This window comes from Methanobrevibacter sp., from assembly GCF_045636185.1.
GTDB lineage: Archaea > Methanobacteriota > Methanobacteria > Methanobacteriales > Methanobacteriaceae > Methanocatella.
In genome coordinates this window covers 1-26,814 of sequence record NZ_JAZTXC010000027.1, presented here as the reverse complement: position 1 = coordinate 26,814, position 26,814 = coordinate 1, and the positions used below count along the sequence as shown (strand labels likewise).

The window sequence follows — 26,814 nt, the reverse complement described above, 5'->3', positions numbered from 1 at the left end:
TCTATAATTATCAAAAATAATTATTTTAATGAATTATCAATATTTTTATAAATGTGTAAATAATACACAGTAGTATATAAATCTTTTGACTTTAGTCTAAGTATGTACCTTTTATAAGTATATATAATATATATTATATTGTACACATGGTGAATTTATGCCAAAACATATAATATCTGGACTAAAATATTTGGAAAGCATTGAACTTAGAAAAAAAGGTTTGTCCCAAAAAGAGATTTCATCTCAAATTGGTGTAGACAGATCAACTATTTCTCACTACTTGAATGGTCGAAACATTTCTACAGATTCAATTGAACTTTCAAAAACTATTTTAGAACTAAATCCTAAGGATTTTATATTAATTGCAAAAGTCTTATTTGATGATTATAATGAAATTCGTCAAATTATAGAGATTTTTAATATGAATCATTATGATTGTCAGATAAATGACGGATGTATTGGTTGTGGATTGTGTATAGATTTGTGTGTAGTGAAATCTATTAGTTTAGATTCACTTAAAGCAAAGATAAACCCCCGTTATTGTTGTGGCTGTCTTATGTGTGTTGAGAACTGCCCAACAAACTCAATTGAAATTTTGGAGGTAAAAAATGGTTAACGTTAAAGAAATTGAAGGCAAAGACTTCAATATAAAAAGATCAGCAGAAGAAGACAGAATTTTGTCTTTCAAAGATCACGTTTGTATTGGTTGCGGCCTTTGTGAAGCAACTTGTCCTGTAGAAGCTATTTGTCTTGATGAAGTAGCTCCTATTGAACGTAAATACACAGAAACCTATTTCAGTGGTCATGAAAAGATTGCACAAAATTACGCTCTTTTCAAAAACGACAATGAAGTTAAAGCAAAATTATGCATTGCTGAAGACAAATGTGTTCTCTGTGGTATGTGTAGTGGAGTATGTCCAGCAGGTGCATTAGACCTCACTATTGGTGGCGTCTCTATTAAAGAAAATGAAGCTTACCCAACTCTCATCGCATCAGCAGAAATCGATGAAGATAAATGTTTATTCTGTAAAAAATGTGAAGCAGCATGTCCTAGAGCTTCCATTACTATTGACAGAACTTTACCTAACAGAGCTGACTTAGTAACTGGTGAAATCGAAGTATGTGAAGACGACTGTATTTACTGTGGCGCTTGTGCTGAATTATGTCCTGCAGAAGCTATTGTAGTAGACAAAACCACCGGTGAAGAAAGCATTGTTATTGACAAAGAAAAATGTGTATACTGTCTCGTATGTAAAAAAGCATGTCCTGTTAACGCTATTAAAGCAGTATGTAGATCCTGTTCCTACGGTGAATATGACCTTGACCCTGCTAAAGCAGCTATTACCGGAAATGCAATTATTGATAAACAAACCTGTATTAAATGTGGATGGTGTGAAGGAGTCTGTCCTGCAGACGCAGCAACTGTAAAACAAGCATTTAAAGGTACTCTCGAAATCGATGAAGAAAAATGTGGTACCTGTGGTGCATGTATTGACGTATGTCCATGTAATGTTTTATCCTTCCCTAAATCAACTGGTCCTGGAGACAGAGGAACTCACTTAGTTAAAGAAGAAGATTACTGTATCCACTGTGGCGCATGTGCTAAAGCATGTCCTAACGGAGCATTAACCGTAACTAGAACTGACATCGATTACACCCCAACTAGTTCTAAATCTTGGATTGCAGCATTCGAAGCTTTAAAAAATTAATTTGATTGGTGATTATTTATGGAACTTAAAGTAGATCAAGATAAATGTTTAGGTTGTGGAGTATGTGTTATCGCATGTCCAGTAAATGCTTCAATCAGCCCAGAAAACGCTGGTGGACATGGTTCCAAAACAACCGAAACTATTATGATGGTTGAAAACGGATTTATTAAATTATTCAGTGTGGACAAATGTGATAAATGTGGTACTTGCCAAATGTTCTGTCCTACTGAAGCTATATGGTTAGAATAGGAGTGATAACATGCATTACGCAAATACTTATTTAGAAAGACCAGTAGTTGGAGATTTAGAAAATGTAGCTCAAGAAGGTACTACCAAAGTACTCAAATGTATGTTAAACACTGGTTCTGACATATATCAAGGAGCTTGTAAGAAAAGAGGTTCTACCTTAAAAGAAGAATATAAAAACGCTTCCGGTACCTGTTACATGGATCCTCGTGACATGGTAAAATTAGGTGTAAAAAACTGGGACACTGTACTTGTAAAAACCGACTATGGTGAAGTTGTTTTAAACGCAGCAAAATCCAGAGATGCTCCTCACGAAGGTACCATTTTTGTATGTAAAGGTCCATGGGCTAACACTATTGTAAGCCACGAAACCTACTGTTGTTCAGACCCTACTTACAAAGGTATTATGGCTACCGTTGAAAAAACTGACAGAAAAGTTTTATTAATGGCAGACTTAATGAGATGGGTATACAAAAAATATGTTGACGAAGAAGATGATGATGTTGTAGAAAACATGGAATCATTAGGTGAAAGACCAGTTTATAACGGACGTAAATGGGAGGAGTTGATTGATCATGACATATGAACCACCTGTAACTGATTACGATCACATTGTAGAAAATTGTACTTGTGCATTTTGTGGATGTAACTGTGATGACTTAGATTTCTTAGTAAAAGACGGTCACGTAGTTGCTGTAAGACACGCATGCAGATTAGGTGCAAGTAAAGTTATGGAAGATATGGACCAAAGATTACTTGTACCAATGGTAAGAAACGAAGAAGGAGTTCTTGAAGAAGTAGACTGGGATACTGCTCTTGACACTGCAGCAAAATACATTGCTGAATCTGTAAGACCTGTATTCTACGGTTGGTCTGAAACTTCTACTGAATGTATGAAAGAAGGTGTAGAATTAGGTGAATATATTGGTGCTGTTTTAGATAACCAAGCAACTATCTGTCACGGTCCAAGTTTACAAGCTATGCAAAACGCAGGTTACCCTATCCAAACCTTAGGGGAAGTTAAAAACAGAGCTGACGTTGTTGCATACTCTGGTAGTAACGCTATGAACTCTCACCCAAGACACTTAGCAAGATACGCTGCATTCCCTAGAGGATACTTCAGACAAAGAGGTAGATTCGACAGAACCGTTATCACTATGGATCCAAAATTCTCAGACACCGCAAAAATGTCTGACAAATGGATTGGATTTGAACAAAACGGAGACTACGGTTTCTACAACGCTTTAAGAGCTGTATTAAAAGGTAAAAAATTACAATCTGAATCTGTTTCCGGTATTCCAGCTGAAGACATTTACGAATTAGCTGCTGAAATGGAAGCTGCAGAATTCGGTGTTCTCTTCTTCGGTTTAGGTTTAACCCACACCTTAGGAAAACAAAGAAACATTGACATTGCGATTAAATTAGTACAAGACTTAAACACCAACAGTAAATGGGGACTTACTCCAATGAGAGGTCACTTTAACGTAAACGGATTCAACATTTTCATGGCATTCGAATGTGGATTCGCTTTCGGTGTTGACTACTGTAGAGGATACCCAAGATATATGATGGGTGAAACCAACACTATCGATTTGTTAGTAAGAAAAGAACCAGATTGTTTCATGGTTATTGCAGCTGACCCTGGTGCTCACTTCCCTAACGGAGCAAACCAACACTTAGCTAATATTCCTGTTATTCAAATCGATATCCACTGGGGTCCATCAACTGAACTTGCTGATGTAGTATTGCCAGGTTCATTCATTGGTGTAGAATGTGCTGGTACCAGTTATCGTATGGATGGAGTTCCTATTTACATGAAAAAAGCAATCGACAAACCAGAAACTTGTCGTGATGACGAATGGATTGTCCGTGAATTGAAAGAAAGAGTAATGAAACTCAGAGAAGAGCCAAACACAGCTCCAAAATATGTGCCAAATCCAAACGCACTCTAAAGGTGATATAATGGAATATATTCTTAAAAACGGTATTGTCTACGACCCAGCTAATGAAATTAACGGGGAGAAAAAAGACGTTATGTTTAAAGACGGCATCATTGTTGATGATGTTTCCTCCGATGCAAAAGTCTTAGATGTTACCGATAAAATAGTCATGCCAGCAGGTGTTGACCCTCACGCTCACGTTGCAGGTCCAAAATTAGTAGTTGGAAGATTATACAGACCTGAAGATTCCAGAAGAGGTGTTACTCAAAAAACTAAAGTATTAAGATCTGAATCTGGTTTCTCTATCCCAAGTTGTCCTGCAACTGGTTACAGATACTCAAGATTAGGTTATGGTACTGTTGTAGAAGCAGCTATGCCTCCTCTTGAAGCAAAACACACTCACGAAGAAATTGCAACTATTCCAATGGTCGACATTCCAGCTATGCCGTTATTCGGTAACAACTGGTTCGTAATGGAATATGCAAAAGATAATAATATTGAAGACTTATCCGCATTTATTTCTGCATGGTTAAAAATCTCAAAAGGTTACGGAATTAAAATCGTAAACCCTTGTGGAAGTGAAGCATGGGGATGGGGTATGAACGTACATGGTGTAAATGATAAAGCACCATACTTTGATGTAACTTCCAAAGAAGTTATCCAAGCTTTAGCTAAAGCTAATGAATTCTTAAACTTACCTCACTCTATACACATACACCCTAACGATTTAGGACACCCTGGAAATGTTCCAACAACCATTGAAACTATGGATGCTGTTAAAAACATTAAACAAAGTTCTAAAGCAACTATTAGGGACCAAGTTATGCACTTATGCCACCTCCAATTCCACGCATACACTGGTAACAGTTGGAGAGATGCTGCATCCGGTGCAGAAGAAATTGCAAAATACATTAACAAAAACGATCACATTACCTGTGACGTAGGTCAAGTAACTTTAGATGAAACTACTACCATGACTGCAGACGCACCAATGGAATATGACTTATTCAAATTATCTGGTTTAAAATGGACCAACAAAGATATTGAATGTGAAACTGCAGCAGGTATTATTCCATGTATTTACTCAGGTAAAAGCCCTGTTAACTCTTTACAATGGGCTATCGGTCTCGAATTGTTCTTACACATAGACGACCCATGGAAAGTATGTTTAACCACTGACCACCCTAACGCTGGACCTTTCACCAGATATCCTAGAATCATCTCTTGGTTAATGAGTAACCAAAGAAGAACTGAAATGATTGAAAACAGAGAAGTCCACAAATGGGTAGAAAAAAGAACAACTTTACCTACTCTCGACAGAGAATACGATTTCTACGATATTGCTGTTATCTCAAGAGCTGCTCCTGCTAGAATCTACGGATTTGAAGACAGAGGTCAACTCACCCCTGGTTACAGAGCAGATATTGCAGTATACGACATAAATCCTAATGATATTGACCCATCCAGACAATATGCTGAAATCGAAAAAGGTTTCAATGTAGCTGACTACACTATTAAAGATGGTCAAATCTTAGTAAAAGACAAAGAAATTGTTAAAGTTAAAGAAAGTCAAAACATTTGGGTTAACGTAAAAGGATATGAAAAACAAGAACAAAAAGTCATCGACGATATCATGCCGTTCTTCACCCAATATTACTCAGTAAAATGGGAAAACTATCCAGTACACGACCACTATGTATCTAACCCAATTAGAGTAGATGTTGAAAAATAAATGGGGTGTTTAGTTTGAAAACAATTACATTTGATCAAATAAAAACTTCTTCAATCGCTTTAGAATTCGATGAATTAATTCCAGATGAAATTTACTCCTGGACTGAAGCTGATTTCGCAAAATATGAAGTTCCTATTGGAAACTCCAGATTCCCTATCACTGACTTCTTCGACATTACTGTTGAAGGTGAAGCTGAAGGACCTGGCGAAGTTAAAATGATTCTTAACGGGGACTTAAACAGAGTTAAATACATTGGTTGTAAAATGAGTGCTGGTGACATTGTCTGTAACAGTAGTGTCGACCTTCACGTTGGTGCTGAAATGAGTGGCGGATCTATTCTCGTTAATGGTGATGCTGCTGCTCACGCTGGAAGAGAAATGTCTGGCGGATACCTTGAAATTACTGGTAATACCAAAGAATTTACTGGTGCTTCTTACATTGGTGAATGGAGAGGTATGACTGGTGGAGAAATCGTTGTAGGCGGTAATGCTGGTAAACAATGTGGTGAATGTTTAACCGGTGGTAAAATCCACGTTAAAGGTAACTGTGATATCTTAGCCGGTATTCACATGACCAAAGGTATTATTGAAATTGACGGTGATGTAAACCGTTGGCCTGGTGGACAAATGAAAAACGGTACTATTGTTATTCACGGATTCTTAGGAAGATTACTTGAAGGATTTGTCATTGAAGGTATTGTAGAAGATCCTGAAGACAGTGGTGTTGTATTCCCAGGTAAATATATTAAATATACTGGTGATATTGGTCTTAACGGTAAAGGTAATTTATACTTAGATGCTGAAGCAAACAAAGAAAAATTATCCTCTTACGGTGAATTAGACGACGAATATACATCAATCAGAGAATACAGGAATTTATAATTCCCTTCTCTCTTTTTTTATTTTTTTTAGATTAAGTGATTAATATGGCAGAAGAAATTGTGATGACTGTTGACGAAGCAATTGAATATGTTAGAAATAATGTTAATGTAGGTGATACTTTGGAAATTTCTTACAACCGTATTTTTGCTCCTGGTGAAGTTCTAAGTGTTCTTGAAGAGGATGAAGTAACCGGTGAAGGAGTTAGAGTTAACTTACAGTTAAACGGTGAAATCTTAAATCAAGCCGTTGAAATTGATTTTAATGAAATATATGATGATTTACTTGAAATGAATCATATCACAGATGATAAAGAAGTTATTATTGAAATTGATTTCTAAAATAACTCTTTTTTTATTAATTTTTTATTTTGTTTCAATGTTTACGAACAAATATTTATATGTGGAAAAACATAGTTAAAAGTAAGATGTGAATTCTATGAAACAATTATCATTATCTGTAGATGAAGCTGTAAATTACTTGAAAGAAAATGTTAAAATCCATGATGACCTTGAAATTTCATATAATAGGATTTTTGCAGAAGGTGAAATCTTAAATATGGATTTTTCTGAGTATTTTGGAAAACCAGGATTTAAGATGTTAATGTCTCTTGACGAAACTCATCTTGATCCTACAATTGAAATAGATGTATTGGAGATTAAAGAGGATTTAATTGAATTTAAACACAAACCTCAAGGTGATGACGAAATTGTGGAAGTAACTGTAGTATAACCTACAGTTTATCCATATTTTCAAATGGTATTAATCTAGTGTCTGCCTTTACTTCAATATCTATTCCTTTTTCTTTAATGGCGGATATTGCATTAAGACCACTGCCGGTTACAATGCCAAAGTTATAATTGTCTGCTTTTGCATTATAGGTCAATTCTCTTGGTTTGCCTATTTTATAAATTGAAAAGTCTAATTTTGATAATTTATCTAAGAAATAAACACTATGTTCTCTTGCCACAACAGGTATTTCTTTTATACTTGCAAGCAATCTCTTTGGACCATTGTTTGAGGTAATTGATGTCATATCTTTAGCAATAAATATCTTGTGCGGATCAATTGATGAACCATTATATGAAATCAAATCGATAAATAATGGAGGTTCGGTCAGTTCCAATAATCCTCCGTACATTGGTTTGGATTTAATTCCATTTTTTATTAATAATCCGTCTATACTTAAACTGCAGATGGTTGATATTCCAATTTTTTCTTCATCTGTTGGATGTGATGTAATTTGGAAATAAGGGTTGATGTATTTTTTATGGGATTCATAGCTTTCTTCCAATATTGCCATTGCCTTGTCCAAATCATCTTTTTTGATGTAGGATATGTTTGCTATTATATTTCCGCATTGTTTCTCAATATCCAAATCAACTTGTTGAATCAGATTGAGGGATTTTGAAAGAATAAATGGTAAATTTGATTCTTTATTTGGTTCATGTTCTTTCAGTTTATAGTTTATATTATGAACTACGGGATTTAGCTTATTGAAGTTTTCCAGTTCTTCTCCGATTTTTATATCAATATCATAACCTAATTCTTGAATTGCACAAAATGGGGTTACCCCTCCAATAATAGCAATACCCATCATTCCTTTATCTACAGGTAATCCTAAAATGTTTTCTCCATCTTCAGAAATAGATATTACTCCTCCAATACCTATTTTATTTAATTTAGATAGTACTTTCATTGTTTTTTCTTTAGCTATGCTTGGTATCAGTCTAAAGTTTGCAGGAATGTGTCCATTTCCATTATCTATAACGTCTAGTACTGATGTCATTTTAGGAGCTATAAACGCATCTAATGGTGTTACTGATGTTTTTTTGTAGGATATTAATTCTTTAAAGGATGTTGGAGCATTATCTTCAATTTCTAATATTCCTCCATATAATGGCTGTGATGCTATTCCCTCATTTAAAAGGATTCCGTCTAATGTTGTTCCACATATGGTTTTTATCTCCATGGTGTCACTACTTTGAACCCTATTTATATTAACGTAAGGGCTAACAGAAAGACCACTTTTGAAAATATCTTTGAGTATATCATAGCTTTCTTCATTATAAATGGTTGAAGTGTTTACTACAACATTTCCTTTTTTGGTCATATAGTTGAAGTCAGTTAAATATATTAATTCTTCAAATTTTGAATAGATGAAGTCGACCTGATCATATATCAATCCTTTTTCTAGCTTTTCACGTCCCAATTCGGTAATCTGCCGCCCTGAATAACCCATTCTTTGAGTATAACCTTTTTCATCCAATATTTGCATATGGTATCTTACAGCGCGTTCCCCTAAATTAAAACCTTTTTCCCTCAATTCATCAGCTATTAATTTAGAGCCTGTCGGTTTGTTTTGTTTATTTAATATTCTCAAGATTTCAATCATTCGACGTTCTGATTCTGACATGAAAATGCTCCTTCAATAAAATTAAATATAACCATAGTTAACTTGTTAAAAATCATTATATTTAAAAATAAAAAAATAATATTTAGATTTAAATATCTAAATATTTTCTTTGTTCGTATCCGAACACTTGAACTCTGTATTCGTCCCACTCTTTATATTTAAGTTCAAGGAATTTTTCACTTATGTGATTTCCTAGTGCATTTAAAATGAGTGGATCTTCTTCAAGGGAATGGTATGCTTCCCATAAACTGGTAGGTAAAACTTTAATTCCCATTGATTCCCTTTCTTCTTCGGTCATTTTGTAAATGTCTAGTTCGATTGGATCGCCCGGATCAATTTTATTTACAATTCCATCAATACCTGCTTCAAGCATAACGGTAAATGCTAAATATGGGTTACAAGCAGGGTCTGGTGATCTGTATTCAATACGGGTTGCTTTACCACGTGCTGCAGGAACTCTGATTAAAGCAGATCTATTTTTAAGACCATATGCTCTGTATACTGGAGCTTCAAAACCAGGTACCAAACGTTTGTATGAGTTTACAATTGGATTGGTAATTGCAGTAATTGCAGGAGCATGTTTTAATAATCCTCCCATAAAGTGAAGTGCATCTTTTGAAAGACCAGTTTCTGAATCAGGGTCTGAAAATAAGTTTTTTTCTCCTTTAAAGACAGATTGGTGGCAGTGCATACCACTTCCGCTGACTCCAAAGAATGGTTTCGGCATAAATGTTACTCTGTAATCCATTTGGTCAAATGTGGCCATATTATCTACAATAGCTTTGATAGCTTGTTTGAATGTAATTACAGCATCAGCAGTTTTTAAAGCGTCTTTGAATTTAAATGCTATTTCATTTTGTCCGGGAGCAACTTCGTGGTGAGATGCTTCCACTTCAAAGTCAAGTTCTTCTAAATTTAAGGTTAATTCTCTTCTGAAATCAGGTCCTTTATCGAGAGGTTCTACATCAAAGTATCCTGCCTGATCATATGGCATTGGATATCCGTTTTCATCAATGTCTACAATGAAAAATTCAGGTTCGGGTCCGATGTTGTATTGCAATCCCATTTTTGCAATGTGGGATAATGATTTTTTAAGCACCCCTCTTGGGTCGCCTTCAAACGGTTCCTTATCAGCAGTCCATATGTCACAAATAAATCTACAGGTTGCAGATTCTTCAGGTCTCCAGGAAAGTCTTGAATAAGTATCAATATCTGGTTTTAAGACTAAATCACTATCGTTTACTCCAACAAATCCTGCGATAGATGATCCATCAAATAACATTCCTTCATTAAATAATTCTTCCATATCTTCGCCGTTAAAAGGAATAACGATATTTTTTACAGTTCCATTTATGTCTACAAATTGTAAACGGATAAATTTAATGTTGTCCTCTTTCATTTGTTCTGATATTCTTTGTATTTTTTCTTCACTGATGTCACTCATTAAATCATTCTCCGATATTTTTTTTATTAATCGGAAATTATATTCCTATCTAAAAAAAATTTTTCTTTTTATTATTATATAAATCTTTTTAAAAAGATATTAATTAATTTGTATTTTATAGTATAATAAGATATAATAATATTTTCATTTCCATTATTTTTGTTCAGATTTATATTAAATCATTATTATAGCGTTTAATATTAATTATAAAAAAATAAGAAAATGTGGGGAAATGTCTAAATTTCCTCTATTGAAAAAGAAGATAAATTCAATAAATCAAATGTTAAGATTTCAGGTGCGACAGTAACTTCCCCAATGCCGGTGATAATTTTAAAAGCTTCCATGGCCTCTAAACATGCAATTAAATTTGGAGTTGGTCCTATAACTGGAGGGACTCCTGAAGTAACATTTGAAAGTGCATCTATAACCTCTTCATTTAATTCTTTACCTTCTGATGGTAAATTAAACATTTCTTCATATGTTTTATCTCCATCAGGTAAAAAGGTAGTAATCTGGCCTAATGTACCGTGTATTGCTCCGTGAATATATGGAATTCCTTTTTCTTTAGCTTTTCTTGACACGATAACTCTAGTCAATACATTGTCAAGGGCATCAATAACAATGTCTGAATCTGATATTACTTTATCTATGTTGGATTCATCCACGTGTTCATTATAATTTGTTACTTTGACATAGGGGTTAATTAACCTTACCTTTTCGGCTGCAACAGCACTTTTTTCAAGGCCAACCTCGGCTAGAGTTGATAATGTTTGTCTGTTGAGGTTTGAAATATCAAATGCATCTTCATCCACTACGATGAGTTCTCCGATACCCATTCTGGCTAACATTTCAATAGTTTGACCTCCAATTCCTCCACAACCAATAACAGTAATTTTAGAATCCTTAAACCTTTGTTGTTCGCTTCTTGTAACAATGCTCATTTGTCTGGATGCAATTTCCCAATATCCATCACCTATATATCTTGTCGGCATTCTTTCACCTCTAAAAATGATCAAATTCACTACCAAAATACTCATATACTTTTTGAAGTTCTTCTGGGATATTCAACATTTGAGTACAGAATGGCAAGCACTCTTTGCAATCAACACAGCTGTCAGCCCTTGCATCATCATCAATCAAAGAGAAATACTGCATGGCACTGGCTTTAGGATCATTCATCATATGTGCGATATTGTACTCAGTTAAACAGTTTATAATATCTACGCCATGTGGACAAGGCATGCAATAGCCACATCTGGTACATCTGTTTCCTAAAAATGACCTATATGTTCTTGCAACTTCCCTGATTATTTCCTGATCATAGTCACTAATGATGTCCTCGGATGAGGCAATTTTAATATTTTCCTTAACTTGTTCTAGGCTGGTCATACCACTTAAAACACAATCAACATCATCCCTATTCCATAAATATTGTAATGCCCATTCAACAGGAGTTCTTTTAACTTCGGACATGTTCCATAGCTCCTGAACCTCTTTAGGTATATTTTGAACAAGTCTTCCACCTCGAAGAGGTTCCATAATCATGCTTCCAACATTAACCTGTTTCAGGTAATCAAGACCCATGACGCCGGACTGATAATATTCGTCAAGGTAATTCATTTGGGTCAGGACAACTTCCCATTTTGGATATTCATCTAAGATTTCAATCAAATAGTCAACTTCTATATGTGATGAAAATCCAACGTGCTTTACTTTACCGCTAGCTAAGCAGTCATCTAAAAAGTCAAAAACATCCAAATCTTTAACTTTATACCAATCCGGAACGGTTAAAGAGTGAAGCATATAAACATCAATATAGTCAGTCTGAAGTTTTTCAAGTTGTATATTAAGATAATGTTCAAAATCAGTTTTTTCTTCCATTAACCATGAAGGAGACTTTGTAGAAAGTATAATCTCATCTCTATAACTGTTTTCTTTTAAGAATTTACCAATGAATTTTTCGCTGTTTCCATTTCCGTCCAGACCTTCGCTGTGGTATGGATAAGCGGTATCAATCAAATTAATTCCATTTTCAATTCCATATTCAAGCATTTTTGAAGCTTCAATCTCATCAATATCAGCATTGGAATTTATTGTTGGTAATCTCATGGCTCCAAAACCTAATCTTGAAACTTTTAAGCCACTTTTTCCAAGTTCATTATATAACATTTCATTCCCTCATTGCTTAACAATGATATTTTTTTAAAAAAAGTTATAAATATATTGTGGTATGAAATTTACAAAAATAGTTTAAAAAGTGTATACCTGGGATTTAAGATGCCGGGAACGGGATTCGAACCCGTGGCCTCACGGTATCCCAGGTATTAGTCAGAGCACTGCTTTTTATACCCTATGAGCCGTGCGCTCTAACCAGCTGAGCCACCCCGGCATATATAACATACATATATTAGTTTATTGTTACATTTAAACTTTTGCTTTTTTTAGCTATTTTTTGGATTTTTTATAATTTTTATTTTTTTTAGTTTTTTGAAGGTAAATTATATTATAAATGATTAATATATTTATTAATGTTATAAATTCATGGAGATATTTATATGAGTAAAGTTAAAGATATGTCTCTTGCACCTGAAGGTGTTAGAAAGATTGAATGGGTTCAAAAACATATGCCTGTTTTAGAAACTATTAAAGAAGAATATTTAGAAACTCAACCTTTCAAAGGAATTACAATCGGGTCATGTTTACACTTAGAACCTAAAACAATTAATTTAGGTTTAACATTAATGGCTGGTGGAGCGGAAGTTGCAATGACTGGATGTAACCCATTATCCACCCATGATGATGCAGTAGCAGGAGCTGCTGATTTAGGTTTAAACGTTTATGGTTGGAGAGAACAAGACGATGAAGAATACTACCAAACCATTAACATGGTACTCGACCACAAACCAGATATAATCATCGATGACGGTGCAGATATGATTATGGTTCTTCACAATGAAAGAACAGAATTATTAAGCCATATCAAAGGTGCATGTGAAGAAACCACTACTGGTGTACACAGATTACAGGCAATGCATGCAGATGGTGCATTAAAATTCCCAGTAATTGCAGTAAATGACGCTTATACAAAATACTTATTTGACAACCGTTACGGAACCGGACAATCCAGTTTCGATGCAATAATGGGAACCACCAACATGGTAATTGCAGGAAAAACTGTAGCAGTCTGCGGATACGGCTGGTGTGGAAGAGGACTCGCACTACGTGCAGCAGGACTTGGAGCAGATGTAATCGTAACAGAAGTAGACCCAATCAGAGCACTCGAAGCAAGAATGGATGGATACAGAGTAATGACCATAAGAGAAGCAGTAAAACAAGCTGATCTAATCATTACTGTAACTGGAAACGCTGATATTATTTGTGGTGACGACTTCAAATACATGAAAGATGGTTGTATGCTTGCAAACTCAGGACACTTCAATGTAGAAATCAACAGACAAGATCTTGAAGCAATTTCAACTGAAGTAAAAGAAGTAAGGGAAAGTATCGAAGAATTCACCACAAAAGACGGAAGAAAAATCTACCTTTTAGCAGACGGCCGTTTAGTAAACCTATCCGCAGCAAGAGGACAAGGACACCCTGCTGAAATCATGGATATGAGTTTTGCAGTACAAGCACTATCAGCAAAATACATCCTAGAAAACGATTTACCAGTTGGAGTAACCAAAGCACCTGATGAAATCGACTATACAGTAGCATCAATGAAATTAGATGCAATGGGTATTGAAATTGATTCATTAACCGATAAACAAAAAGCTTACATGGCTAACTGGCAAGAAGGAACATAATTCCTTCAATTTTTATTTTTTCATGTCTTTTTTTAAATATGTTGATAATGGTAGAGGTCCCACTAAATTGTTTTTAGGTGGAGTTCATGGAAATGAAGGTAAAACTTCTATTAAATTTATAAAAGCCATTAAGCAAGAAGATTTGTCCAGTGGACAGTTTTATTTTTACAATTTTGACAAAACTGAGTATATTTCTACAATTAAAAAGGAATATTATGAATCGGAGTTAGGTCAAAAGATTCTAAAGTTAATTGAATATTTTGAACCGGAATTTTACACGGAACTCCACTGTTATGACTTAAAAAATTATCATAAATTAACATCTATGGACAGATATATAAAAACTGGTGTTCCACCACTGATTCCAGCTGGAAATCATATTTTGGTTTCATCAGTTTCACCATTGATTAGAATGACTTATTTTTCAACTGATACTGTTTGCAAGACTTTAGAATTTCCATGTCTTGAAAAATTAAACTCTAAAATCATAAATGAGCTTAACTTTGATAAAAAATTAGCAATTGATAGGTATATGGATTTGCTTAGATTAATTACTAAATGTGAAACTAGGGTTGATTTTGAAAACGCAATGATGAAAAAGTATAAAACTCAAGTAAAATTGGCAATGGATTATGCAAAAAAAGTTTTTGGGGAGGATTTTCCTCCTTATTAAAAAATTATTTTTAAAACCATGCGTCAAGACTGCCTTGAGAAGAACTTAAATTTTTAAGCCTATCTGATGCTTTAACAACTCGGTTTTCTGAAAATCCGTGTTCATAGCATAAAAACTCAACAAGACCTTCTTTATCTGGCTTGTTCCATTTTATGTTGTAATCTGTATTAACGTTATGGTTTAAGAAAATATTTCTTACTTCATTTAGGTCATGGTCGCTTTCCTTTTGGAGTTCATCAAGTTTTTCTTGTAATTGTCCTTTTTTAGCTAATTTTAATGCAGTTTTAGCACCTATTCCTTTAAGTCCATCACAAAAGTCGGTTCCAATTAAAATCCCCATGTCTATTAGTTCTTCACGGGTTATGTTTAATTCATGCAATACATGTCTCAATTCATAATATTCTAGATTACCTAAGTTCGAATTAACGGCAAGATTTCGCACGACTCTTTTTGCTCCAAATAATAAACAGTCATAATCTTGTGAAGCAACTGCATATGCATCTCCTTTTTCTACTAGATATGCTGCCTGTGCTTCCCCTTCACCTTTTGCTTCAACATAAGGTATTCCCATCAATGTTAGTAATTTTTTGGATGATTCTATTATTTCAGGGGATAGTTTGGATGATCTCATTGCATATTTGCGAGCTTTTTCAGTGTCTCCACTTTTCAAAGCATCTTTGTAAATCTTTTCTGCTTCCTCTCTTACTTCTCTTCTTTTGGCTTGGGTTTCACTTTTGAGCTCTGGTGCTTTACCGTCAAAGACATAAATTGGTTTTATTCCTTTTTCTACCATTGATGAGTTTCTATATAATATTCCGCTTAAATGGGAAGTAATGTTTCCGTTTTCATCACATAATGGCTGCCCATCTCTTTGTCTTATTGTTGATAAAAACTGATAAAGTGTATTGAATGCATCAATAGATACGGCTCTACCTTCCAAATCTTTAAAATTTATTTTTTCAGGTTCAATTATGTCTTTAAGTTTTACACCCATGTTAGCACCTACATTTCCCTAAAATAATTTAATGGATAAGCTTCTTTTGTATATAATCTTATTGTTCCATGTTGGCTCATTGAGTATTCTCTTGTTAACATGTCTTCTGTTGTATTGAATAGTTCCTGAAGTATTGGTGTTGGAGATTCTATTGAAATGTTATTTATTTGTCTTTGAGTCTCTATGTTATTTTCTGATAAGATTAAACCTGTTGTAATTTCTTCATCAAGTAATAATTTAAGAATTTTATCATTACATCTCGCTGTTGGAATGTGTGAATATGCATAAACTAGTGGACGGCCATTTTTATGTACAATTACTTCACGAATAAGTACTTCATCGCCTTCGTTTATATCAAGCAAATCGGCTACAGTTTCATCTGCTTTTTCAATTTCCTGTTTAAGTACAAATAATTTTAATCTACCATATAATGCGTCTAGAGGAGTAGTTATTGGTCCTCTTAATGATAATAGGATTTTTTGTATGGGTGAAATTTCAACATTATTTTCCTTTTCAACTGCTTTTATCAAGTAATATGTCGATTCGCCGATGTTCTTTCCTTCTAAATTCATAAAATCACCATGTTAAACTTTTGTAAAATGAGAAACTGGAAATACTTCTTTAATCCACATTAGGATTTCATTTTTGTGGATGATAATGTAATCCCTTGCTAACATATCTTCTGTTGTGTTAAATAATTTTTGTAAAGCTTCATTAGGTTTTTCTATGTAAATATTGTTAATTTCTCTTCTGGACTCTATATGATAATTTTTTAGAATTCTTCCGATAGGTATATCTGCTCTAACTAAATCACTGCATATTTCGTCGGTCAATCTTTTTATTGGAATGTAAGAAACGGCATAAATTAGATTTTCATCATTTTTATGCATTATGATTTCTCTAAAGTTAACTTCATCGCCAACCTCTACATTCACTAACTTTGCACTTTCTTCTGTTGCATCTTCAAAATGTTGTTCTAATGTTGTTAGTGTAATTTTTCCATATAATACATCTAAAATTGCTGTAATGGAACCATCGGTTGTTAATAGTATTTTTTGTGTGTTTGAAAAGTTTTTAGGGTATGAATCTTCAACAGCATTTATTTTTTCAATAAGCCTTTTATTGGCTTCATTCTTATTCATTGACATTTTTATTCACTCAAATCTTTTGGATTGGTTATAACTCCTTTAATTGCTGAAGCTGCTACAACTTTTGAATTTGAAAGATAAACTGAAGATTTTGGATCTCCCATTCTTCCTTTAAAATTCCTATTTGTTGTTGATATGCAGACTTCACCTTCGGATAATACTCCCATATGTCCTCCAAGACATGGTCCACATCCTGGATTACATATTATGGCTCCTGCATCAATGAAAGCTTCGATATATCCCAATTGCATGGCCTGTTTGTATATCTCACGTGATGCAGGCAATATTAATAATCTAATATCATCGTTAATTTTTTTACCGTTTAATATTTCATAAGCGTCTTTTAAATCAGATAATCTGCCGTTTGTACAGGAACCAATCAAGCATTGATCTATTGATGTTCCTTCAACTTTTGAAATGTCACAAACATTATCAACATCATTTGGGCAGGCGATTTGAGGTTCCATATCGGTTATGTCAAAATGCATTTCTTTTTCATAGGTTGCATCGCTGTCTGATTTAACTATATTCAATTCATTTTCTTTTTTTGAAGTTCTTTTGCAAATGTAATCAATTACTTCTTTATTTGGTTCCATTATTCCGTTTTTAGCACCCATTTCAATTGCCATATTACACATTGTTGCTCTTCCTTCAACACCCATATTTTCAATGGTTTCGCCGCAGAATTCAGCAGTCTTATATGTTGCACCCGCAATTCCTATTTCTCCAATAATATTTAGAATAATGTCTTTTGGTGCAATATACGGATTCAATTCTCCATTAACTTCCATTTTAATGGCTTGTGGAACCATAAACCAGGTTTTTCCAGTTGCCCAAACCATTGCTAAGTCTGTTGCACCCATTCCTGTTGAAAATGCTCCAAAAGCACCGTATGTACAGGTATGTGAATCTGCACCGACAATAACCTTTCCAGGTTCAATCAAACCCATTTCGGGAACTACCTGGTGACAGATTCCTTCTCCATGAATAAAGTTGTTTTTAATATTCTGTTTTTTTATAAAGTCTCTGCAAACTTTTTGAAATTCCGCTGAGCCAATTGTATTTGCAGGAACATTATGATCAAAAATAATCGCAATTTTTTCAGGATTCCAAACTTTATCCGCTACCTTTTCAAATGTTTTTATTGCAGGAGGGGAAGTTCCATCGTGAGACATTGCAAGGTCAACTGGAATTTCTATTATTTCTCCGGGTGTTACTTCATGTCCTGCTTTTGAAGATAGGATTTTTTCTGTAATATTCACGCTATCTACCCTTTTGTATTTTTTATGATTTCTTTGAATACTGTATCGTTGATGTATTTTCCTTCCTCTCTTGATTTTTTAACTTGTCTTACAATTTCAATAAGTTCATCATCGCTGACTTCCAGGTCGCATTCATTTAATTTGGCTCTAACTGCTCTGCAACCTGAATGTTTGCCTAAAACAAGTTGTCTTTTCTGACCTACTAATTCTGGAACATAAGGTTCATAGCATAAAGGCTCTTCTATTACCGCATCGACATGTATTCCTGATTCGTGTCTGAATACATTGTTTCCGACAACAGGCTTATTGTATGGAATAGGTAACTGACTGGCTCTTGATACAATGTCTGACAACTCTTTGATGTATTTGGTTTTAAATCCTAAATCTTTTCCATATAATATTTTTAAAGCCATAATAAGTTCTTCCAATGATGCATTACCTGCTCGCTCACCAATACCGTTAACAGTAGTTGATATACCTTTCGCACCAGCTAATACTCCAGTAATTGAATTGATAACAGCTAAACCAAAATCATTGTGGCAGTGAAGTGCAATATTAACATTTAAATCTTTTACAAGTTCTCTAACTAAATAATCGATTCCCTGTGGTGTAATTGCTCCTGTTGTGTCAGCAATATGTACTCTATCAGCACCACATTCCTGAGCTTTTGAATATATTCTTTTTAAAAATTCTATGTCTGTTCTTGTAGCATCTTCTGCTGAAAATGCGACATATAATCCATGGTCTTTTGCGTAATCAACAGCAGTTTCACATAAATTTATTGCATCTTGACGTGTAATATGCATTTTATGGTCTAAATGAATGTCTGATGTTCCAACAAAAGTTATTATTCCATCTATATCACAATCTAATGCCGCGTCAATGTCTTCTTGCTTTGTTCTAGTTAATGCTAAAATTTCAGCATTTAAACCATCATTTGCTATTGCTTTAACGGTTTCTCTTTCCTTTTCAGAAACTATTGGAAAACCTGCTTCAATCTGATTGATTTTGAATTGATCAAGCTTGCGTGCAATCTCTATTTTTTCTTCAAAGCTAAAACAGACACCAGGGGTTTGTTCTCCGTCTCTTAAAGTAGTATCGTAAATTATAAAATCGTCCGGGAAAGTTATTTCACATTCTTTATTATAATGACTTATAAAGTATTGCAATTATCTCACTTCTTAATAAATTATACTAATAATAGTATTGTTGCTTTATAGTATATAATTATAATTTTTCTAAAAGCTCTAAATATGATGTTCTTTCGAATTCATCTTCAATTCCTAATTTTGAAAACAATTCAAATATTTTTTCTTGAGCTTCACTGTAGTCATTTCCATCTTCTAATGCTATTTCTATTTCCATATAGGGTTCCAGTCCTTCAACATCATCCAGACTAATCTCAAAATTTTCATAAGTATAATATTGTCTGTTTTTTCTGACCGCTCTTACTTTTGTAAATCCAAGATTTTGAAATATGTCACTGCATTTTTCACTATCTTCTATTGCAATTTCTATTTCTTTACGTGTTTTGCTTTTAGAATCTATTTTTGGGCCTTTATAGGTTATGAATATATTTGTTTTTTCATTTTCTTCTGTTGTTCTTATTCTTAAGGCTTCATCGGTATTTGCAAAATCTACAATTGGGCTGTTAAAATATATATCTTCTTGAAATTCCTTTTTACTTTTTATAGCCCCAAGATTTTCTAACTTTTTTTTCATATCATCAAAATTTTCAATTTTTGCTTTTACTTCAACTTCTATCATGTCAATTTCCCCATTAGTTTATTATTTAAAATTTTTCAAATTTTAATTTTTTTGTTTAATATATTTAAATAAACATAAGTTTATATACTATATAAATAAAATATTTTATTAGTAAAAATTTAATTTTTGTTTTCTTAATTTTTACTTACTACTTTTAAAAACTTAATTGGAGGTTTTAATTTGACCGATGTTGACATTAAAATAGAAAACATTGTAGCTTCCGCAAGCATTGGGAAGGATATTGTCCTGACTGATGTATCCCAAGCTTTAGAGGGCGTTAATTTTAATCGTGAACAGTTTCCTGGATTAGTTTTTAAGCTTAAAGATCCTAAAACTGCGGCATTAATTTTCAGTTCTGGTAAGCTTGTATGTACTGGAGCAAAATCTATAGATGATTCTAAATTAGCAATCAAAAAAACTGTAGATTTGATGAGGGAAGTAGATACTGAAATTCCTCATGAATTTGAAATTAAAATTCAAAATATTGTGGCATCTGCAAATTTGCAATCCACATTAAACTTAGAAGCAGTAGCTTTAGAACTTGAAGATACTGAATATGAACCAGAACAATTCCCTGGTTTAGTATACAGATTATCTGACCCTAAAGTTGTGCTATTATTGTTTGGTTCTGGTAAAGTTGTTTGTACCGGAGCAAAAACAAAAAGCGACGCTAAATTAGGTGTCGAAAGAGCTTACGATAGATTAAGTGAGCTAGATTTAATATAATTGGTGGTATTATTGATTAAACTTGTAGTATTTGACTTAGATAACGTTATTATTGATGGTGAAGCAATAGATGAGATAGGAAAATTAGCAAATGTTGAAGAGGAAATAGCTGAAATTACTGAAAAAGCTATGCAAGGTGAAATTGACTTTGAAACTTCTATTAAAGAAAGAGTCCAACTTTTAGAAGGAACCTCTATCGAAGAAATCGAAGAACTCGCAGACGAACTTCCGTTAATGGATGGTGCTAGTGAAACTATCGCATGTTTGAAAGAAAAAGATGTTGATGTAGTTATCATCAGTGGTAGTTTTGATGTAGTGGCTGAAAAGGTTAAAGAAAAACTTGGTGTTGACAAAGTCTATACCAATAGTTTCACAGTCGAAGATGGTAAATTAACTGGTGAAGTGACTGGTCCTTTAGTATCTGGTTCTAAACTAGATGTTTTAAACGACCATGTTGAAGATGCAGGTATTTCATTAGATGAAGTAGTTGCAGTTGGAGATGGCGCAAATGACATTTCCATGATTGAATCAGCTGGTTGCGGAATTGCATTCAATGCAAAAGATTCTGTAAAAGAAATAGCTGATATTGTAGTAGATGAAAAAGACTTGAATAAAGTCTTAGATGAAATTCTTAATCAAATAACCACTGACGATACTGAAAACGACGCTGTTGAAAATGAAGAAGCTCCTGCTGAAGAAGTAGAAGAAGTAGAAGAAGTTGAAGCTGAAGCTGCTGAAGAAGCTCCTGCTGAAGAAGTAGAAGAAGTTGAAGCTGAAGCTACCGAAGAAGTTGAAGAAGTAGAAGATGCTGAAGTTGAAGCTGAAGCTACCGAAGAAGTAGAAGACGCTGAAGAACCTCAAGAAGAGGAAAAAACTGATGCTAAAAAATCCAAAAACGATCTTCCAAAATCTGAATTTGTTCTTGCTGACACTATGGAAGGTGTAAGAAAACAAAAAGATGAAAAAGAAGCTGAAATAGCTCAAATTGCTGAAGAAAGGGAAGAATTCAATAAAGTAGCTAAAGAACAACGTAAAATCCGTGATGAATTAAATGCATCATTGAAAGAAAATTTAAACAAAGCTATTGAATTCAGAAACGAACGTAATGAAATCAACAAAGAAGTTGAAGAAGCAAAAAAAGCTCGTAACGATGCAAACAATCAGATTAAAAGCTTAGAATGGTCTTCTGGTAAACGTGACAAAGTTAAAATCGAAAATGAAATTAAAAAAATCGATAAAATTATTGAAACTCGCGTTTTAGATATCAAAAAAGAAAACCAACTCGTTAAAAATGCTAACGATTTAAGAAAACAGTTAATGGAAATCCAAGAAGACGAATCAGTTAAGGAAGAAGCTCAAGAATTAAGAAAATTATCTGAAGAAGAGCACGAAAAAGTTATTGCACTTTCTGAACAAGCACAAGCTGCTCACGAAGAAATGTTAACTTACTTCAGAAAAACTGATGATATCAGAACTGCAGCTGATGATGCACATAAGAAATTCATCGAAGCTCGTAACAATGCTTCTGCAAAACATGAAGAATTCAAAGCTGTATTAAGCGATATTCATGTTATAAACAAGAAATTAGGTTCTGGAAAACCTAGAAAAAGAAGATCTGATAAAAAACCTTCTTCAGGTTCCAACAAAAACCGTGAAGAAAAAGAAAGAGCTGAAGAAATCTTTGAAAAATTCAAACAAGGTGGAAAATTATCTACTGAAGAGCTCTTGCTTTTACAAAAATATAATATAAATTAAATTTTTAATTTATATTTTTTTTACTTTTTTTTAGTTGGTTATAATATGGCTGAAGAAAAAATTGAGACTTGTTTTTTATGCGGTAAAAAATTCGACATGAACAAATCAGAATTGGCTTATTATCGTAATGGTAAATATCCTATTTGTGATTATTGTGCAGAATTTTACTCTTTTTACAGAGAAGATTTATAATTTTATCATATGCTATTTTTCAGCGATGTGTAATGCAGTATGCTCTCCAGTTTTTTTAAAAGAAACTGGAACTAATCTATTTTTTATAAATAGTTTTTTCATTTCATTTTCCCCGTAAAAATGATAATCTCCTTCAGGTGAAAACTTTGTAAGCAAATTTATCACTGGCCTTACCGGAGTTGAAATATAGGGATCTCCGATTAATAGTTTTCCATTATCTTTTAAGACACGTTGCATTTCTGTCAATACAATGTCCGGATGAATGTAATGGTGAAATGATGCATTGCAAACTATAATATCGAAGGTATTATCATTGAATGGCAATTTCTCAGCATCAGCAACAAAAAATGATGCCTTTTCTCCGCATTTGTCTTTTGCTTCGGTTATCATGTTTTCAGAAAAATCAATTCCATACAATTCATATTTTTCATCTGAAAGTAATGTGAATAGGTTTCCGTTTCCACATCCGACATCTAAAATCTTTCCGCTTTTTGATTTTTGAATCTCATTAACTAGCTCTTCATACATTGATTCGACAAATTTTCCGTCTTCTGAATTGTTGTAATCAGTTGCAGTTTTGTTAAAATGTTGTTTTGTTCTTTCTTTTGTATTCATAGTATCATGCTCTTTTTTTGTCTTTATATGTTTTATTTAAGTTGTAAAAATAATTTTATTGAATTCCATATAAATAGCTGTTTTTTAAACCGTGTAAGATGCGAAATATCTCTGCTGAAGTGCAAAAATCAATCGTTAACTTTAATCACTAAACGTTTTTTACATTTTCTCATGAATTTTGCAAATAATTAATATGTATAAAATAGAAACTGATTAGTGGTGATAATCATTGTGGGGGATGATTCAATGGATTATGAACGTGTAGATATGAGAGAAATGACCCTTGAAGAAATGGGTGAAGCATTTAAAATGAATGAAACAGTCTTTAAACTTAATCATACCCTGCCAAATACTGATGAATATAATGACCTTTTAAAAGAATTGTTTGGAGATAATTTGGGTGAAAATTCTCAAATTATGGCACCTATTGCCGGTGCTGCATTCGACCACATGAAAATAGGAGATAATGTTTATATTAATTCTAATTCTCTTTTAATGGCCCGTGGGGGAATCGAAATTGAGGATGATGTGATGCTTGCGGCAAATGTTCAGTTGCTTTCCAATAATCACGATGAATATGACAGGCAAGTTTTAATCTGCAAACCGATCCATATTAAAAAGGGAGCTTGGATTGGCGCCGGTGTTAGTATTCTCCCTGGTGTAACAATTGGTAAATATGCTATTGTTGGAGCCGGAGCAATTGTTACAAAAGATGTTGGCGACTATGAAGTTGCTGTTGGAGTCCCTGCTAAGGTCGTTAAAACATTGGATAAAGATAAATTTGATGATTAAATTTTCTAATCATTTTAATTTTATTTATCTTTTTTTTAGAAGATTTAATTCAAGCATAATATATTAAATTTTATTTTGCATTGGTTGGGACAATCCTATGATTTTTTAGCCACATTATTTTTTCATAGAAATTTTTATATATGATAATGTATTCTATATTTTATCTATATTGAGAAAATATGTGGGGTAATTGTTAGAATGCATGAAGTAATTATTTGTGAGAAACCTAGTTCTGCTGAGAAAATAGCAAAAGCATTATCTTCAAAGGCTAAAAAGAATGTTTATAATAGAAAAATTAAATACTGGACATTAAATAGGGATTCAAAGGATATTACTGTTTTATCCGGCGTAGGTCACTTATACTCTTTGATTCCAAATACTTCAAAAAGCAGCATTTCTTTTAATTTGCACTGGGCACCGGCATATGAAGTGAATAAGAAGACTAGTGGTTACACTAGAGATTATGTTAGGGCAATTCAAAAATTTGGAAAAGGTGCTGATTCTTATGTGCATGCTTGCGATTATGATGTTGAAGGTACTTTAATTGGATATAATGCTTTAAAATATGCTTGTGGTCAAGATTCTTTATCAAAAGCATCTCGTATGAAATTTTCTACTTTGACTAAAAAAGATATTATTGAGGCATATGACAATAAAATAAAAATTGATATGCATCAGGTAGACAACGGTATCGCTCGCCATATTTTGGACTATTATTTTGGTATGAATATTTCCATTGCATTATCAAATGCGGTTCGCAAATCTAAAAAACGATTTTTGAAATTGTCTGTCGGTCGTGTTCAGACACCTACATTATCCATTTTGGTAGATCGTGAAAAGGAAATTGAAGAATTCGTACCTGAACCATATTGGGTTATTAAAGCTATTCTGGATTTTGAAGATATTGAAATTAAACACGTTGACGGAAATATTTTCGACCGTGAAAGGGCTGAAGAGATTTTTAATAAATGTAAAGATAAGGATGCGATTGTTGACAATATCGAACTTTCCAATTCAAAAACAAGACCTCCTGTTCCATTTAATTTAGGCGGATTACAGTCTGAAGCTTATAATGTATTTGGTTTCACACCTAAAAGAACTCAGATTGCTGCCCAAAATCTTTACAGTTCAGGATATACTTCCTATCCACGTACTTCATCTCAAAAGTTACCTGAGAGTTTAGATTTCCCATCTATTTTTAAGCAATTATCTAAAAACAAAGATTATTTGAAACATATTTCTCAATTGCCTTCTAAATTAAAACCTAACAACGGTAAAAAAGATGATGAAGCACACCCTGCTATCCACCCTACTGGAATTTTGCCTTCTGGTTTGTCTAAAGATGAACAGAAGATTTATGACTTAATCGTTTATAGATTCATTGCAGTATTTTTCGAAGCTGCTGAATTTGAGTCCATGAACACTACTTTGGATATTGAAGGAGAAAAGTTCCGCTTCAAACGCAGAAGGGTTACCCATAAGGGATGGATGGAACATTATCCATTTAGAAAAATCGATAATGAAAAATTCCCTGAAATTAAAGAAGGGGATGCCATGAGTGTTAAGGAACTTATTTCTGATGAAAAAGAAACCAAACCTCCCGCACGTTATAACCAGGCTTCATTAATTAAGGAACTGGAAAAAAGGGAACTTGGTACCAAGGCGACCCGTGCAGACATCATAGATAAACTGTATGACCGTAAATATATAGATGGAAATAAGATTTCTGTTAATCAATTGGGTATGAATCTCATTGATACATTAAGCAGCTATTGTAATGATTTGACTAGTGAAGAATTGACTCGAGATTTGGAAGATAAGTTGGAAGGTATCAATAAAGAGATAACAACTAAGGACAGTGTTATTGATGAAGGAGAGAAAGATGTCAAAGAAATTTTAGTTGACATTGATAAAAACACTGAGGAAATTGGTTCTAAACTGTATGACGCTTATCAGGAAAGTAATATTGTTGGTAAGTGTAAATGTGGTGGAAATCTCATCAAAAGATACTCTCCTAAAAATAAAAGTTATTTTGTAGGTTGTTCTAATTATCCTGATTGTAATAATACTTATTCAATTCCGAAAGGTGCACGTTTCTTGAAGAAAACCTGTGATAAATGTGGTTTGCCTATAATTTCATTCGGCAGTAAACCGCCTAAGCATGCTTGCCTTGATTCTAATTGTGGCAAAGAACATCTCGAACCGATGCAAATTGAAGTTGTTGGCAAATGTCCTGAGTGCGGTAAGGATTTGATTAAACGTTCCGGACGTTACGGTGATTTCGTTGGCTGTAAAGGTTTTCCTAGATGCAGATTTACCTGTGCATTAGATGAACTTAAATACAAACTTAAAAAATAATATTTGAAAAATTAATTTTTTTCAGTGTTATCTTATTTTTTATAATTTTGCTTTAAATACAAAATATTTAATAATGTTAAAAATAATATATACTCATTAATAAAAATATATCCTATACATGTGGAATTATATTTTTATCTAATGCGATATAAAATAATTCTTGATTATTGCATTATTTGTCAAATAACTAAACAGTTATTTGCTTTTAATACTATGAACCCATAAACATGGGGGATTGATTAGTAATGTTATGCCAATCGGTATAACTTTAAGAATATATAACTTTAATAAGTTATTATTCATTACTCTTATAATTTATTTAAAAAACTGGAATAGAGGATTTTAATGAATAGAGAAACAA

General features: G+C 33.4%; 27 protein-coding genes and 1 tRNA gene. 16 read left to right on the top strand and 12 right to left on the bottom strand.

What is annotated here, in order from left to right; translation table 11 throughout:
• Positions 1 to 157 precede the first annotated feature (157 nt).
• The 9 genes from ACKI3Q_RS02125 (at position 158) to ACKI3Q_RS02085 (ending at position 7,237) form a co-directional block, all read left to right on the top strand.
• On the top strand, positions 158 to 616 hold the full coding sequence (locus tag ACKI3Q_RS02125; protein WP_407413816.1) for a helix-turn-helix domain-containing protein: 459 nt from the start codon (positions 158 to 160) through the stop codon (positions 614 to 616).
• On the top strand, positions 609 to 1,709 hold the full coding sequence (fwdF, locus tag ACKI3Q_RS02120) for a tungsten-dependent formylmethanofuran dehydrogenase subunit FwdF (protein WP_407413814.1): 1,101 nt from the start codon (positions 609 to 611) through the stop codon (positions 1,707 to 1,709). Before ACKI3Q_RS02125 ends, fwdF begins: the two co-directional genes overlap by 8 nt.
• Positions 1,710 to 1,727: 18 nt before the next feature.
• Positions 1,728 to 1,958: a 4Fe-4S binding protein gene (locus ACKI3Q_RS02115; protein WP_012955149.1), complete on the top strand. Its 231-nt coding sequence runs from the start codon at positions 1,728 to 1,730 to the stop codon at positions 1,956 to 1,958.
• 10 nt (positions 1,959 to 1,968) lie between these two features.
• The gene (locus ACKI3Q_RS02110) at positions 1,969 to 2,541 is read left to right on the top strand and encodes a molybdopterin dinucleotide binding domain-containing protein (RefSeq protein ID WP_407413812.1); all 573 of its coding nucleotides are present in this window, start codon (positions 1,969 to 1,971) and stop codon (positions 2,539 to 2,541) included.
• The gene (locus ACKI3Q_RS02105) at positions 2,531 to 3,907 is read left to right on the top strand and encodes a formylmethanofuran dehydrogenase subunit B (protein ID WP_407413810.1); all 1,377 of its coding nucleotides are present in this window, start codon (positions 2,531 to 2,533) and stop codon (positions 3,905 to 3,907) included. Before ACKI3Q_RS02110 ends, ACKI3Q_RS02105 begins: the two co-directional genes overlap by 11 nt.
• Before the next feature lie 7 nt (positions 3,908 to 3,914).
• The gene (locus ACKI3Q_RS02100; RefSeq protein WP_407413820.1) at positions 3,915 to 5,627 is read left to right on the top strand and encodes a formylmethanofuran dehydrogenase subunit A; all 1,713 of its coding nucleotides are present in this window, start codon (positions 3,915 to 3,917) and stop codon (positions 5,625 to 5,627) included.
• 5 nt (positions 5,628 to 5,632) lie between these two features.
• Positions 5,633 to 6,508: a formylmethanofuran dehydrogenase subunit C gene (locus ACKI3Q_RS02095; protein ID WP_407413808.1), complete on the top strand. Its 876-nt coding sequence runs from the start codon at positions 5,633 to 5,635 to the stop codon at positions 6,506 to 6,508.
• Positions 6,509 to 6,552: 44 nt separating this feature from the next.
• Positions 6,553 to 6,846: a DUF2097 domain-containing protein gene (locus ACKI3Q_RS02090; protein ID WP_407413806.1), complete on the top strand. Its 294-nt coding sequence runs from the start codon at positions 6,553 to 6,555 to the stop codon at positions 6,844 to 6,846.
• A 97-nt stretch (positions 6,847 to 6,943) separates the two neighbouring features.
• Positions 6,944 to 7,237 carry a DUF2097 family protein gene (locus ACKI3Q_RS02085; RefSeq protein WP_407413804.1) on the top strand — a complete coding sequence of 98 codons (294 nt, stop codon included), beginning with the start codon at positions 6,944 to 6,946 and terminating at the stop codon, positions 7,235 to 7,237.
• Position 7,238: 1 nt separating this feature from the next.
• On the opposite strand, the gene ACKI3Q_RS02080 is transcribed toward ACKI3Q_RS02085, so the two are convergent.
• The 5 genes from ACKI3Q_RS02080 to ACKI3Q_RS02060 form a co-directional block, all read right to left on the bottom strand.
• On the bottom strand, positions 7,239 to 8,921 hold the full coding sequence (locus ACKI3Q_RS02080) for an NrpR regulatory domain-containing protein (protein ID WP_407413802.1): 1,683 nt from the start codon (positions 8,919 to 8,921) through the stop codon (positions 7,239 to 7,241).
• A gap of 88 nt (positions 8,922 to 9,009) precedes the next feature.
• Entirely contained in the window at positions 9,010 to 10,365 is a 1,356-nt protein-coding gene (glnA, locus tag ACKI3Q_RS02075) for a type I glutamate--ammonia ligase (protein WP_407413800.1), read from the bottom strand.
• A 236-nt stretch (positions 10,366 to 10,601) separates the two neighbouring features.
• Complete coding sequence (locus tag ACKI3Q_RS02070; protein WP_407413798.1) at positions 10,602 to 11,357, bottom strand: HesA/MoeB/ThiF family protein; 756 nt, start codon at positions 11,355 to 11,357, stop codon at positions 10,602 to 10,604.
• 10 nt (positions 11,358 to 11,367) lie between these two features.
• Positions 11,368 to 12,534, bottom strand: a complete 1,167-nt coding sequence (locus tag ACKI3Q_RS02065) for an aldo/keto reductase (RefSeq protein ID WP_407413796.1) — start codon at positions 12,532 to 12,534, stop codon at positions 11,368 to 11,370.
• A gap of 109 nt (positions 12,535 to 12,643) precedes the next feature.
• A tRNA-Met gene (locus tag ACKI3Q_RS02060) sits at positions 12,644 to 12,754 on the bottom strand.
• A 166-nt stretch (positions 12,755 to 12,920) separates the two neighbouring features.
• On the opposite strand from ACKI3Q_RS02060, the gene ACKI3Q_RS02055 reads away from it, so the two are divergent.
• The gene (locus ACKI3Q_RS02055; RefSeq protein WP_407413794.1) at positions 12,921 to 14,171 is read left to right on the top strand and encodes an adenosylhomocysteinase; all 1,251 of its coding nucleotides are present in this window, start codon (positions 12,921 to 12,923) and stop codon (positions 14,169 to 14,171) included.
• 22 nt (positions 14,172 to 14,193) lie between these two features.
• A complete protein-coding gene (locus tag ACKI3Q_RS02050; RefSeq protein ID WP_407413792.1) occupies positions 14,194 to 14,844 on the top strand; it encodes a DUF2119 domain-containing protein in 651 nt (216 codons plus the stop codon).
• A 10-nt stretch (positions 14,845 to 14,854) separates the two neighbouring features.
• Here ACKI3Q_RS02050 and fen read toward each other — a convergent pair whose 3' ends face one another.
• The 6 genes from fen to cyaB are packed head-to-tail and all read right to left on the bottom strand — an operon-like array spanning position 14,855 to position 20,015.
• The gene (gene fen / locus ACKI3Q_RS02045) at positions 14,855 to 15,838 is read right to left on the bottom strand and encodes a flap endonuclease-1 (protein ID WP_407413790.1); all 984 of its coding nucleotides are present in this window, start codon (positions 15,836 to 15,838) and stop codon (positions 14,855 to 14,857) included.
• An 8-nt stretch (positions 15,839 to 15,846) separates the two neighbouring features.
• Positions 15,847 to 16,410 carry a chorismate--pyruvate lyase family protein gene (locus ACKI3Q_RS02040; RefSeq protein ID WP_407413788.1) on the bottom strand — a complete coding sequence of 188 codons (564 nt, stop codon included), beginning with the start codon at positions 16,408 to 16,410 and terminating at the stop codon, positions 15,847 to 15,849.
• Between the two features lie 12 nt (positions 16,411 to 16,422).
• Positions 16,423 to 16,986 (bottom strand): chorismate--pyruvate lyase family protein, encoded by a 564-nt coding sequence (locus tag ACKI3Q_RS02035; RefSeq protein WP_407413786.1) that lies wholly within the window; start codon positions 16,984 to 16,986, stop codon positions 16,423 to 16,425.
• 2 nt (positions 16,987 to 16,988) lie between these two features.
• A complete protein-coding gene (gene hacA / locus ACKI3Q_RS02030) occupies positions 16,989 to 18,248 on the bottom strand; it encodes a homoaconitase large subunit (protein WP_407413784.1) in 1,260 nt (419 codons plus the stop codon).
• Between the two features lie 5 nt (positions 18,249 to 18,253).
• Complete coding sequence (locus ACKI3Q_RS02025) at positions 18,254 to 19,417, bottom strand: homocitrate synthase family protein (RefSeq protein ID WP_407413782.1); 1,164 nt, start codon at positions 19,415 to 19,417, stop codon at positions 18,254 to 18,256.
• Positions 19,418 to 19,475: 58 nt separating this feature from the next.
• Positions 19,476 to 20,015 carry a class IV adenylate cyclase gene (cyaB, locus tag ACKI3Q_RS02020; protein ID WP_407413780.1) on the bottom strand — a complete coding sequence of 180 codons (540 nt, stop codon included), beginning with the start codon at positions 20,013 to 20,015 and terminating at the stop codon, positions 19,476 to 19,478.
• Positions 20,016 to 20,195: 180 nt separating this feature from the next.
• Here cyaB and ACKI3Q_RS02015 point away from each other — a divergent pair, with 180 nt between their 5' ends.
• From ACKI3Q_RS02015 to ACKI3Q_RS02005, 3 genes are read left to right on the top strand one after another with little or no spacing between them, the layout of a single operon-like run.
• Positions 20,196 to 20,741, top strand: coding sequence for a TATA-box-binding protein (locus ACKI3Q_RS02015; RefSeq protein WP_058740120.1), 546 nt, complete (start codon positions 20,196 to 20,198; stop codon positions 20,739 to 20,741).
• A 12-nt stretch (positions 20,742 to 20,753) separates the two neighbouring features.
• A complete protein-coding gene (gene serB, locus ACKI3Q_RS02010) occupies positions 20,754 to 22,496 on the top strand; it encodes a phosphoserine phosphatase SerB (RefSeq protein ID WP_407413778.1) in 1,743 nt (580 codons plus the stop codon).
• A 45-nt stretch (positions 22,497 to 22,541) separates the two neighbouring features.
• Complete coding sequence (locus ACKI3Q_RS02005) at positions 22,542 to 22,688, top strand: hypothetical protein (RefSeq protein WP_407413776.1); 147 nt, start codon at positions 22,542 to 22,544, stop codon at positions 22,686 to 22,688.
• Between the two features lie 12 nt (positions 22,689 to 22,700).
• Here ACKI3Q_RS02005 and ACKI3Q_RS02000 read toward each other — a convergent pair whose 3' ends face one another.
• A complete protein-coding gene (locus ACKI3Q_RS02000; protein WP_407413818.1) occupies positions 22,701 to 23,330 on the bottom strand; it encodes a class I SAM-dependent methyltransferase in 630 nt (209 codons plus the stop codon).
• A 219-nt stretch (positions 23,331 to 23,549) separates the two neighbouring features.
• Between ACKI3Q_RS02000 and ACKI3Q_RS01995 the strand changes: the two genes are divergently transcribed.
• Entirely contained in the window at positions 23,550 to 24,095 is a 546-nt protein-coding gene (locus ACKI3Q_RS01995) for an acyltransferase (protein WP_407413774.1), read from the top strand.
• Positions 24,096 to 24,293: 198 nt separating this feature from the next.
• Positions 24,294 to 26,453 (top strand): DNA topoisomerase I, encoded by a 2,160-nt coding sequence (gene topA / locus ACKI3Q_RS01990; RefSeq protein ID WP_407413772.1) that lies wholly within the window; start codon positions 24,294 to 24,296, stop codon positions 26,451 to 26,453.
• Positions 26,454 to 26,814: the final 361 nt, after the last annotated feature.

What these genes read in the sequence shown, in the direction of transcription:
- ACKI3Q_RS02125 (WP_407413816.1), top strand. Translation starts at nt 158, where the DNA reads ATGCCAAAACATATAATATCTGGACTAAAATATTTGGAAAGCATTGAA.
- fwdF (WP_407413814.1), top strand. Translation starts at nt 609, where the DNA reads ATGGTTAACGTTAAAGAAATTGAAGGCAAAGACTTCAATATAAAAAGA.
- ACKI3Q_RS02115 (WP_012955149.1), top strand. Translation starts at nt 1,728, where the DNA reads ATGGAACTTAAAGTAGATCAAGATAAATGTTTAGGTTGTGGAGTATGT.
- ACKI3Q_RS02110 (WP_407413812.1), top strand. Translation starts at nt 1,969, where the DNA reads ATGCATTACGCAAATACTTATTTAGAAAGACCAGTAGTTGGAGATTTA.
- ACKI3Q_RS02105 (WP_407413810.1), top strand. Translation starts at nt 2,531, where the DNA reads ATGACATATGAACCACCTGTAACTGATTACGATCACATTGTAGAAAAT.
- ACKI3Q_RS02090 (WP_407413806.1), top strand. Translation starts at nt 6,553, where the DNA reads ATGGCAGAAGAAATTGTGATGACTGTTGACGAAGCAATTGAATATGTT.
- ACKI3Q_RS02085 (WP_407413804.1), top strand. Translation starts at nt 6,944, where the DNA reads ATGAAACAATTATCATTATCTGTAGATGAAGCTGTAAATTACTTGAAA.
- ACKI3Q_RS02080 (WP_407413802.1), bottom strand. Translation starts at nt 8,921, where the DNA reads ATGTCAGAATCAGAACGTCGAATGATTGAAATCTTGAGAATATTAAAT.
- glnA (WP_407413800.1), bottom strand. Translation starts at nt 10,365, where the DNA reads ATGAGTGACATCAGTGAAGAAAAAATACAAAGAATATCAGAACAAATG.
- ACKI3Q_RS02070 (WP_407413798.1), bottom strand. Translation starts at nt 11,357, where the DNA reads ATGCCGACAAGATATATAGGTGATGGATATTGGGAAATTGCATCCAGA.
- ACKI3Q_RS02065 (WP_407413796.1), bottom strand. Translation starts at nt 12,534, where the DNA reads ATGTTATATAATGAACTTGGAAAAAGTGGCTTAAAAGTTTCAAGATTA.
- ACKI3Q_RS02055 (WP_407413794.1), top strand. Translation starts at nt 12,921, where the DNA reads ATGAGTAAAGTTAAAGATATGTCTCTTGCACCTGAAGGTGTTAGAAAG.
- ACKI3Q_RS02050 (WP_407413792.1), top strand. Translation starts at nt 14,194, where the DNA reads ATGTCTTTTTTTAAATATGTTGATAATGGTAGAGGTCCCACTAAATTG.
- fen (WP_407413790.1), bottom strand. Translation starts at nt 15,838, where the DNA reads ATGGGTGTAAAACTTAAAGACATAATTGAACCTGAAAAAATAAATTTT.
- ACKI3Q_RS02040 (WP_407413788.1), bottom strand. Translation starts at nt 16,410, where the DNA reads ATGAATTTAGAAGGAAAGAACATCGGCGAATCGACATATTACTTGATA.
- ACKI3Q_RS02035 (WP_407413786.1), bottom strand. Translation starts at nt 16,986, where the DNA reads ATGTCAATGAATAAGAATGAAGCCAATAAAAGGCTTATTGAAAAAATA.
- cyaB (WP_407413780.1), bottom strand. Translation starts at nt 20,015, where the DNA reads ATGATAGAAGTTGAAGTAAAAGCAAAAATTGAAAATTTTGATGATATG.
- ACKI3Q_RS02005 (WP_407413776.1), top strand. Translation starts at nt 22,542, where the DNA reads ATGGCTGAAGAAAAAATTGAGACTTGTTTTTTATGCGGTAAAAAATTC.
- ACKI3Q_RS01995 (WP_407413774.1), top strand. Translation starts at nt 23,550, where the DNA reads ATGGATTATGAACGTGTAGATATGAGAGAAATGACCCTTGAAGAAATG.
- topA (WP_407413772.1), top strand. Translation starts at nt 24,294, where the DNA reads ATGCATGAAGTAATTATTTGTGAGAAACCTAGTTCTGCTGAGAAAATA.